At 60.9% G+C, this 11,922-nt stretch carries 17 protein-coding genes, 1 tRNA gene and 1 pseudogene; 17 read left to right on the top strand and 2 right to left on the bottom strand.

What is annotated here, in order from left to right; translation table 11 throughout:
• The 17 genes from terL to EOD15_RS17720 all read left to right on the top strand — a co-directional run.
• On the top strand, positions 1 to 1,818 hold a 1,818-nt coding region (gene terL, locus EOD15_RS17775), incomplete at its 5' end, for a phage terminase large subunit (protein ID WP_210212194.1).
• Between the two features lie 1,407 nt (positions 1,819 to 3,225).
• The gene (locus EOD15_RS37230) at positions 3,226 to 3,354 is read left to right on the top strand and encodes a hypothetical protein (RefSeq protein ID WP_281035565.1); all 129 of its coding nucleotides are present in this window, start codon (positions 3,226 to 3,228) and stop codon (positions 3,352 to 3,354) included.
• A gap of 9 nt (positions 3,355 to 3,363) precedes the next feature.
• A complete protein-coding gene (locus EOD15_RS17770) occupies positions 3,364 to 3,600 on the top strand; it encodes a hypothetical protein (protein ID WP_127408690.1) in 237 nt (78 codons plus the stop codon).
• Positions 3,601 to 3,627: 27 nt separating this feature from the next.
• Positions 3,628 to 3,834, top strand: coding sequence for a hypothetical protein (locus EOD15_RS17765; RefSeq protein WP_127408689.1), 207 nt, complete (start codon positions 3,628 to 3,630; stop codon positions 3,832 to 3,834).
• A 127-nt stretch (positions 3,835 to 3,961) separates the two neighbouring features.
• Entirely contained in the window at positions 3,962 to 5,434 is a 1,473-nt protein-coding gene (locus tag EOD15_RS17760) for a hypothetical protein (RefSeq protein ID WP_127408688.1), read from the top strand.
• Positions 5,435 to 5,464: 30 nt separating this feature from the next.
• Positions 5,465 to 6,475: a M28 family peptidase gene (locus EOD15_RS17755; protein ID WP_127408687.1), complete on the top strand. Its 1,011-nt coding sequence runs from the start codon at positions 5,465 to 5,467 to the stop codon at positions 6,473 to 6,475.
• A gap of 205 nt (positions 6,476 to 6,680) precedes the next feature.
• Positions 6,681 to 6,854 (top strand): hypothetical protein, encoded by a 174-nt coding sequence (locus EOD15_RS35785; protein WP_164893172.1) that lies wholly within the window; start codon positions 6,681 to 6,683, stop codon positions 6,852 to 6,854.
• A 10-nt stretch (positions 6,855 to 6,864) separates the two neighbouring features.
• Positions 6,865 to 7,185 carry a hypothetical protein gene (locus tag EOD15_RS17750; protein WP_127408686.1) on the top strand — a complete coding sequence of 107 codons (321 nt, stop codon included), beginning with the start codon at positions 6,865 to 6,867 and terminating at the stop codon, positions 7,183 to 7,185.
• Between the two features lie 86 nt (positions 7,186 to 7,271).
• Positions 7,272 to 7,394 carry a hypothetical protein gene (locus EOD15_RS37225; protein ID WP_281035564.1) on the top strand — a complete coding sequence of 41 codons (123 nt, stop codon included), beginning with the start codon at positions 7,272 to 7,274 and terminating at the stop codon, positions 7,392 to 7,394.
• A 441-nt stretch (positions 7,395 to 7,835) separates the two neighbouring features.
• The gene (locus tag EOD15_RS17745) at positions 7,836 to 8,237 is read left to right on the top strand and encodes a MarR family winged helix-turn-helix transcriptional regulator (protein ID WP_127408685.1); all 402 of its coding nucleotides are present in this window, start codon (positions 7,836 to 7,838) and stop codon (positions 8,235 to 8,237) included.
• Positions 8,215 to 9,228: a site-specific integrase gene (locus EOD15_RS17740; protein WP_127408684.1), complete on the top strand. Its 1,014-nt coding sequence runs from the start codon at positions 8,215 to 8,217 to the stop codon at positions 9,226 to 9,228. Before EOD15_RS17745 ends, EOD15_RS17740 begins: the two co-directional genes overlap by 23 nt.
• Positions 9,229 to 9,503: 275 nt before the next feature.
• Positions 9,504 to 9,650, top strand: coding sequence for a hypothetical protein (locus EOD15_RS35780; protein ID WP_164893173.1), 147 nt, complete (start codon positions 9,504 to 9,506; stop codon positions 9,648 to 9,650).
• Positions 9,651 to 9,732: 82 nt separating this feature from the next.
• Entirely contained in the window at positions 9,733 to 10,197 is a 465-nt protein-coding gene (locus EOD15_RS17735; protein ID WP_127408683.1) for a hypothetical protein, read from the top strand.
• Entirely contained in the window at positions 10,194 to 10,400 is a 207-nt protein-coding gene (locus EOD15_RS17730; protein WP_127408682.1) for a hypothetical protein, read from the top strand. Before EOD15_RS17735 ends, EOD15_RS17730 begins: the two co-directional genes overlap by 4 nt.
• 214 nt (positions 10,401 to 10,614) lie before the next feature.
• The gene (locus tag EOD15_RS17725; protein ID WP_127408681.1) at positions 10,615 to 10,863 is read left to right on the top strand and encodes a hypothetical protein; all 249 of its coding nucleotides are present in this window, start codon (positions 10,615 to 10,617) and stop codon (positions 10,861 to 10,863) included.
• On the top strand, positions 10,860 to 11,021 hold the full coding sequence (locus tag EOD15_RS35775) for a hypothetical protein (protein WP_164893174.1): 162 nt from the start codon (positions 10,860 to 10,862) through the stop codon (positions 11,019 to 11,021). The genes EOD15_RS17725 and EOD15_RS35775 overlap by 4 nt, the downstream gene beginning before the upstream one ends.
• Positions 11,011 to 11,427 (top strand): hypothetical protein, encoded by a 417-nt coding sequence (locus EOD15_RS17720; RefSeq protein ID WP_127408680.1) that lies wholly within the window; start codon positions 11,011 to 11,013, stop codon positions 11,425 to 11,427. The genes EOD15_RS35775 and EOD15_RS17720 overlap by 11 nt, the downstream gene beginning before the upstream one ends.
• Positions 11,428 to 11,429: 2 nt before the next feature.
• On the opposite strand, the gene EOD15_RS17715 is transcribed toward EOD15_RS17720, so the two are convergent.
• Positions 11,430 to 11,514 (bottom strand) — tRNA-Leu (locus tag EOD15_RS17715).
• Between the two features lie 289 nt (positions 11,515 to 11,803).
• Positions 11,804 to 11,922 (bottom strand): annotated as a pseudogene (locus EOD15_RS36805) (GDP-mannose pyrophosphatase); the annotation flags it as partial.

Raw genomic sequence — 11,922 nt, 5'->3', positions numbered from 1 at the left:
CCCCTGAAGGGAACAGTGACCAAACAAGCCCTGAACTCCTCGACCCACCTCTCGACGCAAGTGCGCCTTGAGGACGACTTCAAGACCTTCCTCTTTCTCCTCTGGAAACACCTGAAGCTCCCCGAGCCCACCCGGTCGCAGTACGCGATGGCCGAGTGGCTCCAGAACGGCCCCTCCAAGTTGGTCATCATGGCCTTCCGGGGTATCGGCAAGAGCTGGGTCACGGCGGCCTACGTCTGCTGGCTCCTCTACCGCGATCCGCAACTGAAGATCATGGTGGTGTCAGCCTCCAAGACCCGCGCCGACAACTTCTCCACCTTCACCCTGCGCCTCATCAACGAGGTGCCTTTCCTCAAGCACCTGAAGCCTACCGGCGACCAACGCAACTCGAAGATCGCCTTCGACGTGGGTCCGGCCTCGGCTGACGACAGCCCCTCGGTCAAATCGGTCGGCATCACCGGCCAGCTCACCGGCTCCCGCGCTGACGTGATCATCGCCGACGACATTGAGGTCACCAACAACTCCGCAACGCAGGCCATGCGCGACAAGCTCAAGGAACTGACGAAGGAGTTCGCCGCTATCCTGAAGCCCTTCGATCCGGCCTTCATGAAGCACGATCCCAAGATCATCTACCTCGGCACCCCGCAGACAGAGCAGTCGATTTACAACGCCCTGCCTGATCGCGGCTATGAGATACGCATCATCCCCTCCCGTTACCCCACAGCGGCCCAGCAGGCGCGTTACGGGTCCCGTCTGGCCTCCTATCTCCTCCGGGACTTGAGGGGCTCCAAGGACCTCGTAGGCAAGCCTGTGTGTACCCGCTTCAACGAGGAGAAGCTGATGGAGAACTTCGCGGAGTACGGCGCTGCCGGCTTCGCTCTCCAGTTCATGCTGGACACCTCGCTGGCCGACGCGGACCGCTACCCGCTGAAGCTCCGGGACCTGATGGTCATGGACCTAGATCCACTTTCGGCCCCTATCCAGCTCGCATGGGGCCTAGACAGCGCCAACGTGGTCAACGACGTTCCCACAGTAGGGTTCGACGGGGATCGCTTCTACAGACCCTTCATGGTCTCCAAGGACGACTGGAAGCCCTACACGGGAATCGTCATGGCTATCGACCCCAGCGGTCGTGGCGGCGACGAGACGGGCTACGCCATCGTGGCCACCCTCATGGGCCGGCTGTTCCTGCTGGACGCTGGCGGCTTCACTGGCGGCTACGAGGACCCCACCCTCGAAGCTCTGGCGATGAAGGCCAAGGAGTACGGCGTCAACGAGGTGGTCATCGAACCCAACTTCGGCGACGGCATGTTCAACAAGATTTTGGCGCCTGTCATGTCCCGCATCCACCCCTGCAAGATCAGTGAGACCGAACGGTCCAAGGGTCAGAAGGAACAGCGGATCGTGGACACGCTGGAGCCGGTCATGAACGGTCACCGCCTCGTGGTCGACCGCCAGCTCATCGAGCGAGACTATCAGTCCACCGAGAGCCTCCAGCCCGAACACCGGAACCGCTACAGGCTGTTCTACCAGATGACCCGGATCACCCGTGACCGCGGTGCCATCGTGAAGGACGACAGGCTCGACGCCCTCGCCCTGGCTGTCCACTACTGGACCTCCGTGATGTCCCGCGACGTGGAGAAGGCAGCGGAGCAGGAGAGGCAGGAGGCCCTCGACCGAGAGCTGAAGGTCTTCATGGCCCATCTGGTCGGCGGGAGCCCCAAGGGCTACTCCAAGGCCGGTCCTGCCCGTAAGGGACCCTCCGCTCAAGAGAGGGAGAGAGCAGAGGCTAAGGCCATGTTCTACGGCATGGGCTGATTACCCCTCCCTTCAGGAAAGGCCCCTCCGGTTGCACTATAGTGTTATAGGGGTACTCCCTGCATGTCTCCTCCAGTCGCTAGAGGGGGTCCCTATGGGGCCTCCTTTAGGGGCGTTAAATGTGGCCCTTAACGGGGCGTTTGATGTGGCCCTTTAGGGGGCGTCACATGTGGACCGATAGGCCACCTCCAGGCACACGATAGTGCCCCTATGGGATCGAGCTAGGCTCTCCCTCCCTCCTCCCCCCAATCAAGTAGACCCTGAAGTGGCCCTGTAGTGGCTCTGAAGGGGGCGTTTCAAACTGACAGAAAAATGCGAGGGGTCGAACTCGACAGTTGATGCTCCGCGCGACCCCCCGCCGGGGTCACTCTCTCACGCGCGAGCGCTCGTGCCAGTTCTCCCCAAAGGACCCTAGGGCACACATTCGGGCACAAATGACGCTCAAGGCCTTGTGCTACATGGCATGGCGCTGGATATGGTAACCAATGGGCGGCCAAACGTGGCGCTAACGTGGTACGCATGGCGCTATCTATGTCATTCAAGTGTTATGTTATTACATGCCTGTCAGAGGCTATCTGTATCAGTCTCTTTTGGGTAGTCAGTCACCATTGGATACCGCGATACCTGGGCGACACCCTAGGGCCACCATAGCGCACCGCAAGGGACACGATCGGCAGGCAAATCAGGACGCCTAACGGGCCACCAATGGCGCACAATCGGACACCTAACGTGACACGATTGGCCCGTAAGCGGTACAATCTGCCTATCTATCTGTGTTTTTTATTGCAACAAAAACAATGACTTATAAAATAATTGCATCCAACACAAAAAAACCTCTTGCCATTTGTCCCGTTGCCGGGCCATATTGGGGACACAAGAGAGACACGAGACAGAGAGGAGACGGGACACGAGACGGGACGAAAGGCGCGGCAACCGCCATTAAGCGGCCAAGGGTAGTGTGATCCCCTGCACGATCACCGGGCGATAGTAACCAGAGCCATAGGGTCAGAGCCTATGCGGTGCCCGAGAGCGGCGAGACGATGAGCCGTAACCGTACTAAACACTGGTCGGGGTCCTGTCCACGGGACCCCTGTGAGAGATAGCCATTGCCGCTTTAGGGCGGTGTTTCCGGGAACGGATACAGGCGAAGGGTAGCAGGGGACGGCAGAGATACCTACAAGCCGCTCAAATGCGTATAGCGCAAATGGGCTAGGGATCACGGTAAGTGCCTAACAAACACTCCAGAGAAACGCCCTAGACTTGCATCTCCCACTAGAGACAAGCGGCACAACAAAAGCAAACTAGGCAACAATAACGGGCCGGGGAGCAATAACGCTTCCCGGTCCGACCATTTGTTTAGTCACTGGCAGTCACTTGCCGGTGTCTTAACCAATGGATAGGTGAAGCATGAAGATGTTCATTACTCTAACGTGGCCGCTTGTCGCGCTTGTAGTGCTGGTCGGCGGCGTTGCCGCATTTGATCCCGGCATTGCTGGCAAGCTCTTGCGGGCACTCATTGACATCGCGTTGGCATAGGAGACTGCCATGAACGACACGATAGCACTCAATAAGCTTCGCAGAGAATGGGAAGCGGACCGCCTGCCTTTGCCGCAATATCTCGCCGGGGTTCAACGCCTCGTCGCGGTGGATATTGAGCGTAAGCAACGGGCAGCGCGGGCCGCAGCGGCAAGGGAGCGGGCCGACAGGGCCTTGCTCATGCTCATGCCAATCGCCGGGGTCGCGTTCGTCGTCCTCACCATCGTCACCATTTTGTCCAGATAGTCCCGGCAACGGGACATAGGAGCCACCATGGCAGACCGGATCACACTGTTTATCAGCCGCAAGAGTGCCGAACACGCCGGACAAACCCGCGTTCTCAACCTACGCCGGCAGCGCGTCGTGGCTGACTTCAAGGTCATTCCTGCCACCCTGAAGGATGACGATACGGGCCACATTGAACGCGGCTTCCGGGTCGCACTCCTCAACACCGCCGGTCATCCGGTCGGATCACTTTGACCATATCAACCCGTTAACGGGACAATCGGAGAAAACTGACATGTGCAAGAAATGTGCTGACGGGGCTCCTGAAGCCCACGATAGAGAACCGACGCTGCCGAAGGGTGTCGTTAGGGTCAACGATAGGGTGACCAAGACGGACCCGGAGGCAGGCATTACGCCGGAGGAGTGGGACGGCTACATCGACGGGGGCCGCTACCGCCGCTACCTCTTGGTGTGTACCGCTGGCCCCTACCGTGGCGGCGTCGACACCGTGAGCGTCAAGCTTGTCGACGGGGTGGAAGACTTCGCGCCCCAGTTGAGCCGCTACGGCTCCAGCAGCCATCTTCACATGGTCGCCTACGGCACCGGCACCGAGCCTTACGGCGACCTCATCCCTCACCTCAACTCTGAATTTTCGCCGTGGCATAAGCAGGACTGGTTCAAGGCACACATTGGCCGCTGGGCCGAGCATATGCCGCGCTTCTCCACGAAGTTTCCGGGACTTGTCGCCTACTACCAGACACCGCAGAAGCGGAAGGCCGGAGTGCTGACGCCGATCAAGCCGGGGAAGTACCTGAAGAAGTACCTCGGCGACGTGCTGACCGAGGAGTTCATTCAAGAACAGGGCCTTGCGTGGCAGTCATTCTTCGCCCCTGCCGAGCTGAAGGTGACGCAGGATGCCGACGAGGTGCAGGAGGTTTACGAGAACGGACCCAACTCTTGCATGTCCAAGAGCGCCGACGAGTTCGCCGGAGAGTGCCACCCAGCTCGCGTCTATGCCGGTCCTGACCTAGGCGTGGCCTACATCGGCGACATCGACAACGCCGCTGCGCGGTGTGTGGTCTGGCCGGAGAAGAAAATCTTCGCTCGTGTCTATGGCGACTATCACCGCATGGGATCGGCTCTGGAAGCTGCCGGCTACAAGGAAGGTGACGCTGACGATTTCCGGGGTGCCCGCCTGCGGCGCTTCTACAACGGCGACTTCTACACGGTGCCCTACAGCGACGTGTTCAACTACGCCTCCGACAACGGCGAGTACCTTATTTGGGGTCGCGGCGATGTCTACATGCAGCACACCAATGGGACCAGCGTAGATAACCCGCAAGGGTGCCGCTGCGACGACTGCGAGGGGCGGCTGGGCGAGGACGGTGGCTTCGGTGTCCACAGGGGCGCGACCGTATGTGAGAGCTGCTACTTCGAGGACTATTTCACATGCAGCATCACCGACGAGGTGTTCCCTAACGACCAATTGGTCTCCTCGCCGGACGACTACAACATCAGCCGCTACGCCACCCAGCGGTACACCAGCAGCGTGTTCTACTGCGACGGCACGTCCACTTGGTATCCGACCAACTACTTCGACTACGTGACGCTGGCTGACGGCGACACCTACGAGCAGAGCTATGCCGACGAACACGCCTTCCACTGTGAGTTCTCGGAGGAGTGGCACGACAACGCCGAGCATTGCGAGCTGGACGACGGTCGGGTCTTCGCTTGGGAAGCCACTCGCTACCTGACCCAGCAGTTTTGGGACTGGAAGGACGGCGCGGTCGAGATTGGCCGCATCGACCACCCTGCCCAGCTCGAACTCACCCTCGACCTGGCCCTCGCAGCCTAACCCTTCAACGCACCTATAGGAGACCTAACGATGGCCTTATCAGCCGACGAAGCCACTATCCTTGACATGTTCTCCTATATGCGGCCCTCGGGGTCCGCTGCGGAGGACGCCTTTGTCGACAAGTTCCTGCTGCCTCTCGGCTTTAAGCGGGACGCCTCCCTCAACCTTGTGCTGAAAATCGGGGAGGCACCGACGATCCTGTGGTCCTCCCACATGGACACGGTTCACTACGTCTCCGGGATGCAGACTCTCGACTACCGGAACGGCATCCTCACGTTGTCCAAGAGGGCCAAGAAGGGTGCCTCCTCGTGCCTCGGCGCTGACGACACCGCCGGGGTCTGGCTCATGACCGAGATGGTCAAGGCTGGGGTCGAGGGCCTCTACATCATCCACCACGCCGAGGAGCGCGGCTGCATAGGCTCCTCCAATCTGGTCCAGCACGACGCCAAGTTCGTGGACGGGATCAAGGCCGCCATTGCCTTCGACCGGCGCGGCTACGACGACGTGATCACCCACCAGTCGGCAGGACGGACAGCCTCGGACGCCTTCGCCACCTCGCTCGCTGCGATCCTCGGCGGCCAGTACAGGCCCGACGACAGCGGCTCCTACACGGACACGAATGAGTACGCTGGGCTCATCCCGGAATGCACAAACATTTCGGTCGGCTACTTCAGCCAGCACTCGCGCAGCGAACGGCAGGACGTTCACTTCCTCCTCGGCCTCCGGGACACGCTCATCACCGCGGATTTCTCCACGCTGGTGATCAAGCGGGACCCTCAAAGTGACCCCTATGAGGACTATGGCGGCGGCTATCACAGCTTCAGCGGAGCCAGCCGCTACCGCTCCTCCACGTCACTCTCCAGCGGCCACACCTTGGAAGGACTGATCAAGCAGTACCCGGACATCGTGGCCGACATTCTGGAGGCGCAGGGCTGGGACGTAGGGCACCTGAAGGCGGAAATCAGCTCCTACTACGGGGGCCTGTTCGATGAACACGACGACAACGACAAGACACTCGCACCATGGGGACGCGCAGCATGAGCAATCGCTGGATCATCCGAAACACAGGCAATGGAATGTTCGCCTCGGTCACCGACAGATCGTCCGGGGTCAAGGGCCTCCACCGCAACAGCTACCAAGCGCGGGTCTTTGACAGCCTCGAAGACGCCAGCTCCCGCTGCGGTCCCGACGAGCGCCCCTTCCCGTACTTCATCCCTCGCTCCTACTCCGCCATGAGGAGGGCCGCATGACCAAGAAGGACTTCATCGCAATCGCCAAGCTGTTCAAGCAGCGCAAAGAATTCTGTTCCGATGAGAGCCAGGACGACCTCCTGACGCTCGCTGGGGACCTCGCTGACTATTGCAAGACGACCAACCCCGAGTTCGACCGGAAGCGGTTCATGACCGCCTGCGGCTTCTAGGGAGGGACGCATGATCGTCTACAACGTCCAGCGCCGCTGGTTCACCATGAAGAACGACGCCGAGGCTCACCGGAAGGAACTCGGCCTGCCACCTTCAGCCACCTTCACGCTGCGGATCGATAACCGGGAGGAGCTTGCGGCGCTCCTGAACGGGCTCTGCGGTCTCGGCACGATTGATGTCATGGAGGCCAACACAGTCCTCGCCGGCCCCACTCTGGCACCGCCCGAGGTGATCGAGCGCAACCAAATCACCAACGAGCCTCCCGATTGCGTCCCTGCCTTCCTTGTCAGGGATTGGCAGCAGAGAATGCAAGGGAAACTCAAAAAGTAAGGAGAACTCGAAAGAGGCGCTTGCCCCCATCAGAGAGGAGGAGTATATTCCTATCACACTGACAACGGCCCGCCGGGAGGGCGACGATGGGTAAAACCACGATCCTCCTACTCGGCTACGGCTTCATAAGTGCCATGGGCGTGGCGGGCATCGGAGCCCTCCTGTGGAACTGGTTCCTCCGATGGCTTTTCGTGCGGGAAAAGCGGTGAGTATCAGACACTACTAAAGTCTAATCCCTGTGTGACAGTCGCAAACATTTTGTGATGGACGGCGGGTCAGTTTAACCATAAGGGCTTATGTCCCGTTGACGGGACGTTCACTCTTAATTAAAAATCGAGGAAGTTGACGGCAATGAGACTGGAAATAGCGGTGGCGTCCCAAATCGCCTCTATGGACAAGCAGACCGTTAGGGAGATAACCCTAGCAATTGAGTTCCTTACGACTACGCTTAGAGCGATGGTCGACGGACACCCGGCGGCGAGCCACATGGTTCAGCAGCCTTTCCTGTTCGCTCACGGCAAGGTCAACGACCTCGCCCATCTAATCTATCAGAAGGCAGCATAATCGATCCCTCTAGCTGCGCAATACTTATACGGCAGTGATTAGCTACGAGGGCGGCAATCACACGCAGCAAGATGGGGAGATAAGACATGTACTCTGAAGCCGACAGCTATAAGCGCGAGCTTAGGAGCCTAATCAAGATCGTTGAGGAGTTCCGAGCATTCGACGCTCAAATGGAACTCTCTCAACTCCTAGTGTACCTGCTGGTTGCGGTGTCACCGGGCAAGAAAGTGGCCGATTTACTCCCGGTCACGGGACTTTCCCGATCCGCGCTTTCTCGGAATATACTGGCCCTCTCGAAGGGCGAGTACCGCGCAGACCACCGCGCAAATCCAAAGCCCGGTCTAGACCTGATCACGACGGTGACTGACCCGTTCGACGGTCGAGCCCAACTTGCGGCCCCAACTCGGCGCGGTGTCGGGCTGGCAGAAAAGATTTCACGCTACTTCCATACGGAGACCAACGACAATGGCCAGGAAGCGAGGCAATAAATGGCAGGCTAGCGTCACCGACGCGAACGGTAAACGACACCGGCCTGCTTTCGACACCGAGGCGCAGGCTGCGGCTTGGGAAGGTGCGGCGAACCTCGCCGTGGCAGAGGGACGCGCCCTCCCCGCCATTGCTACCGGCAAGGTCGGCAACCGCGACCTCGCCCTGCTCGGCTCGCTGTTCAAGCACGTTGAGCGCACCCACTGGGCCGGCATGAAATCGGCCTCCACCGCACTCATCAACGCCAAGACCGTGGTCGATTACTTCGGCGAGAAGAAGCCGGTGGCCGACATCGGTTCCGCCGACATCGCGGAGATGAGGGCCGATCTGGCTGACCGGGGGCTGTCTCACTCGACCATCAACCGTAAGTGCGCGGCGCTGTCGAAGATGCTACACGTCGCCCATGACGCCGGGGTCATCAACAAGATACCTCGCATCCGGTTCTCGAAGGAGGAGCAGACGAAGTTCCGCTACGTGGATGAGCTGGAGGAGCGAGCTATCCTAGCCTTCTGGACCGCCTCGGGGGACCAAGACCTCCGCGACCTGACGGAGTTCCTGATCGACACGGGAGCCCGGTGCTACTCGGAAGCGATGGACGCCCGCTGGGACGCCTTCGCCAAGGGGTTCACGTCAGTCACCTTCTGGCACACCAAGACCAACAAGCCTCGCACCATTCCGCTCACCCGGAGGGTCCGCGAGACGCTCACCCGGAGGCAGAAGACCCTACACAATCGCGCGGGTCCCTTCACCGGGGGCTCGAAGGACAGCATGAAGGGCCGCTGGGCCACCATGAGGTCCACGACTGGGCTTCATGACGTGACGCCCCACACGCTGCGCCATACGTGCTGTACTCGGCTGATCAACGCCGGGGTCGACATCAAGCGCGTGATGACGTGGATGGGGCACACCGAGCTGACCACCACGCTTCGCTACATGCAGATCAGGCCGAACGGTCTGGACGACATCGTGGCCCTGCTGGAGAAGGCGGCGTGAGGGAACGGCTCGAAATGCTCGACGGGCGGGTGTTCTACTCTGACGACGGTTGGCTGACCGTCTGGCAGTTCCGGGGCGCTGATCAAAGCCCCCGCAGGGTGCGCGGTAAGGAGGCTGATAAAGTCCGCTTCCTTGTCATTGCCCAGTCCAGCGCCGGGCCATGAAGTCCTACCTCACCTACGTTGGTGTCCTGTCCCTCTGCGGCATCGCGTGGTTCTACCTTGTGGTGTACCTCGCCTCGCGTTAATTGGGTCCCTTCCAACAGGGAGTGACCCATGAAAGCCGTAGCCATCGGCCTCGCCGCCGGTATCGCATCAATCCTCTGCCTTACCCTCCTTTGGGTGCCGGGTGCTGACCTGTGGGGTGCCCTCGTCGGTATCGCCGTGGGAGTGGCGGCCTATCGGACCACACGCACCGCCTAAAACCACCCTTCAATCTTCTGTCCGACTTTGCCCTGGCTGACCGCCGGGGCTTTTTTTTTGTCCCGAGAAAGGAACCAGTCGCATGAAACGCATCCTCCACGGCCTCCTCGCGGTCTGGCCCCCGCTCGCTCTCGCCAGCATCTCATTCGGCCTCGCCGCCTCCACCTCGCCGAGTCTCATCGACATGGGCATTTGGGACAACATCGCAGCGTACGGCGCTGGGCTGGTCTTCATGACGGACGTGGGCGCTCGCTACGCCGAGTTCCGCAAGGCCCGCGCCAAGATCGCAGAGTTTGAGGGCAGTCCCGCGCTCGGCACCGTCTTCTATCAGCTCGGCACCTATCACAAACGCTCGTGGTGTCAGAGAACGGCACTCCGCTGGGCCGCCACTGATGTCCTCGGGCCGCGAGGCGGAATGATCGTCACGCTCTGGTACAAGGCGCTCGGCTACCGCTGGTGGCACGTGCTGCCTGACGGGACCTTCAGTCGCCAGTCGCCATTCCTGAAGGCGGGCTTCTGGTCCTCCGTCGTGGGGGTGAAGGCATGAGGTACGTGATCAAGGACGTGGACACCGGCCACTACGTCAAGGGCGAAAGCTCGTGGAACCGCAAGCGGGACGCCGACATCACCAAAGCCAAGCTGTTCCACCGCAAGGCCGACGCGCTGGCCCACATCGACCGCTGGAAGCATTGGGCGCGAGCCTTCCGCTACACCGTGGTTCCCGTCCAGATCAGTGAGGTGCCGGCATGAAGCTCTGCAAGGACTGCACCTTCTTCCGTAGCGACGACGGCACCGCCTGCCGCAACCCCGAGGTGATGGAGACCGACCCTGTGTGGGGACCCCAGTCCGCGCACCCGTTTGCAGAGCGCAAGTACGGGGCTCGCTGCGGACCGGACGGCAAGCTGTGGGAGCCGAAGACCAAGCGGCAACTGTTCCGATGGCTCCACACTGGGGTCCATGAGGCATGATGGTCGGCCACGCAATCCTCCGGCCCGAGCTGCTGGTCCGCGTCCTGCCCCCGGCCCCTGATCCATGGTGGGTTCCCGTCCTGACCCTCCTGATCGCCCTCGGCAAGATCGCCGTGGTGTTCGCGATGGTCATGGTCTTCTTGGCAAGCGTGGTCATGTCTCACGTCGCCCCGCCCGAACTCATGCCGGCCATCGGCATCGTCGTCGGGATGGTCGCCTTCAACACCCTGCGAGGATGGCTGTGAAGGTCTACATCACTGGCACCCCTCTGGAAGCCCTGTTCTGGAACCGATCCCTCTGCAAGGTGCGGGTCGTCTTCCGACCGGGCACCGAAACCAACACCGAGCGGGCATTCCTGCTCGACCTCAAACACGCAATCGAGGAGCGATTGAATGGCAACTAAGAGAGGCCCCGGAGCCCACGTCCTCGCCCGCAAGGGCACCTATGAGAAAGCCGAAGGGCAACTGGAGATGAGCTTCAGGCCCCCGAAGGAGGAGATGATGCTGGCCGCGTATGGAGGCAGGCCCGACTGGGGCCGTAGCTTCTTTCATGAGTACGCCAGTGACTTCATGGCCGTCCTGCGGCATGAGAGCCTCCAGAATGCCGTGAGTGGCCGGATGACGTTCCCTATGCCCCCGCAGCAGATTGAGCGCATGACCGCCACCGAGGTCTCCCGCAGGGAGCGGGACTGGCAGCGCGGCATCCAGATGGTGGACTTCCGTGGCCGGGTCTATCCCGAGCTGACCGAAGCCTACTTCGCGGGCCGGCGCTTCGACACCATCATCGCCGACGACGTGTTCATCTCATGAGGTGGTGCGCGTGAAGGGACTCGAACCCCCAAACCTTGCGGCGGCAGGACCTAAACCTGCTGTGTCTACCAGTTCCACCACACGCGCTTCGGTGCCTCCTCTACAGGGGCCGGAACACGGTGGCAAGACTGTGCCCGAAAGTGTGCCCGGTGTGCCCCAAGTGTGCCCGAAACTCTGGACACCGTGGGGGAATTTCCCAGCAAAATCAACGGAGGACCGTGCCCGTCATGGGATTTAGGTTCCAGTGCCGAAAGGCGTGGGGGTTCGAGTCCCTTCATCCGCACCACCCTTCGCTCTTCGAGCTTCGGGTGGCGGGCCACCCGAATAGATGAAGGAGTGTCCTCCCGAAGCCTTGGCTAAGGAGGACCGGCGCCGTTCAGGCGGCGATCGGGTTGAGCTTTAGATGCTGGATCAGGATAATGGTCTTGGCGTCGATGATCCGGCCATCGGCGATGCCGGCCAGCGCCTCGTCGAGCGGCATTTCCAGAACCTCGA

It is taken from the genome of Mesorhizobium sp. M7A.T.Ca.US.000.02.2.1, assembly GCF_003996995.1.
Taxonomy (GTDB): domain Bacteria; phylum Pseudomonadota; class Alphaproteobacteria; order Rhizobiales; family Rhizobiaceae; genus Mesorhizobium.
Note: the sequence above shows the minus strand (reverse complement) of the source record. Positions and strands in the feature narration are given on the sequence as shown.

Excerpts from the sequence above, each read along its gene's own strand:
- EOD15_RS37230 (WP_281035565.1), top strand. The coding sequence starts at position 3,226 with ATGAAGATGTTCATTACTCTAACGTGGCCGCTTGTCGCGCTTGTAGTG.
- EOD15_RS17770 (WP_127408690.1), top strand. The coding sequence starts at position 3,364 with ATGAACGACACGATAGCACTCAATAAGCTTCGCAGAGAATGGGAAGCG.
- EOD15_RS17765 (WP_127408689.1), top strand. The coding sequence starts at position 3,628 with ATGGCAGACCGGATCACACTGTTTATCAGCCGCAAGAGTGCCGAACAC.
- EOD15_RS17755 (WP_127408687.1), top strand. The coding sequence starts at position 5,465 with ATGGCCTTATCAGCCGACGAAGCCACTATCCTTGACATGTTCTCCTAT.
- EOD15_RS35785 (WP_164893172.1), top strand. The coding sequence starts at position 6,681 with ATGACCAAGAAGGACTTCATCGCAATCGCCAAGCTGTTCAAGCAGCGC.
- EOD15_RS17750 (WP_127408686.1), top strand. The coding sequence starts at position 6,865 with ATGATCGTCTACAACGTCCAGCGCCGCTGGTTCACCATGAAGAACGAC.
- EOD15_RS37225 (WP_281035564.1), top strand. The coding sequence starts at position 7,272 with ATGGGTAAAACCACGATCCTCCTACTCGGCTACGGCTTCATAAGTGCC.
- EOD15_RS17745 (WP_127408685.1), top strand. The coding sequence starts at position 7,836 with ATGTACTCTGAAGCCGACAGCTATAAGCGCGAGCTTAGGAGCCTAATC.
- EOD15_RS17740 (WP_127408684.1), top strand. The coding sequence starts at position 8,215 with ATGGCCAGGAAGCGAGGCAATAAATGGCAGGCTAGCGTCACCGACGCG.
- EOD15_RS35780 (WP_164893173.1), top strand. The coding sequence starts at position 9,504 with ATGAAAGCCGTAGCCATCGGCCTCGCCGCCGGTATCGCATCAATCCTC.
- EOD15_RS17735 (WP_127408683.1), top strand. The coding sequence starts at position 9,733 with ATGAAACGCATCCTCCACGGCCTCCTCGCGGTCTGGCCCCCGCTCGCT.
- EOD15_RS17730 (WP_127408682.1), top strand. The coding sequence starts at position 10,194 with ATGAGGTACGTGATCAAGGACGTGGACACCGGCCACTACGTCAAGGGC.
- EOD15_RS17725 (WP_127408681.1), top strand. The coding sequence starts at position 10,615 with ATGATGGTCGGCCACGCAATCCTCCGGCCCGAGCTGCTGGTCCGCGTC.
- EOD15_RS17720 (WP_127408680.1), top strand. The coding sequence starts at position 11,011 with ATGGCAACTAAGAGAGGCCCCGGAGCCCACGTCCTCGCCCGCAAGGGC.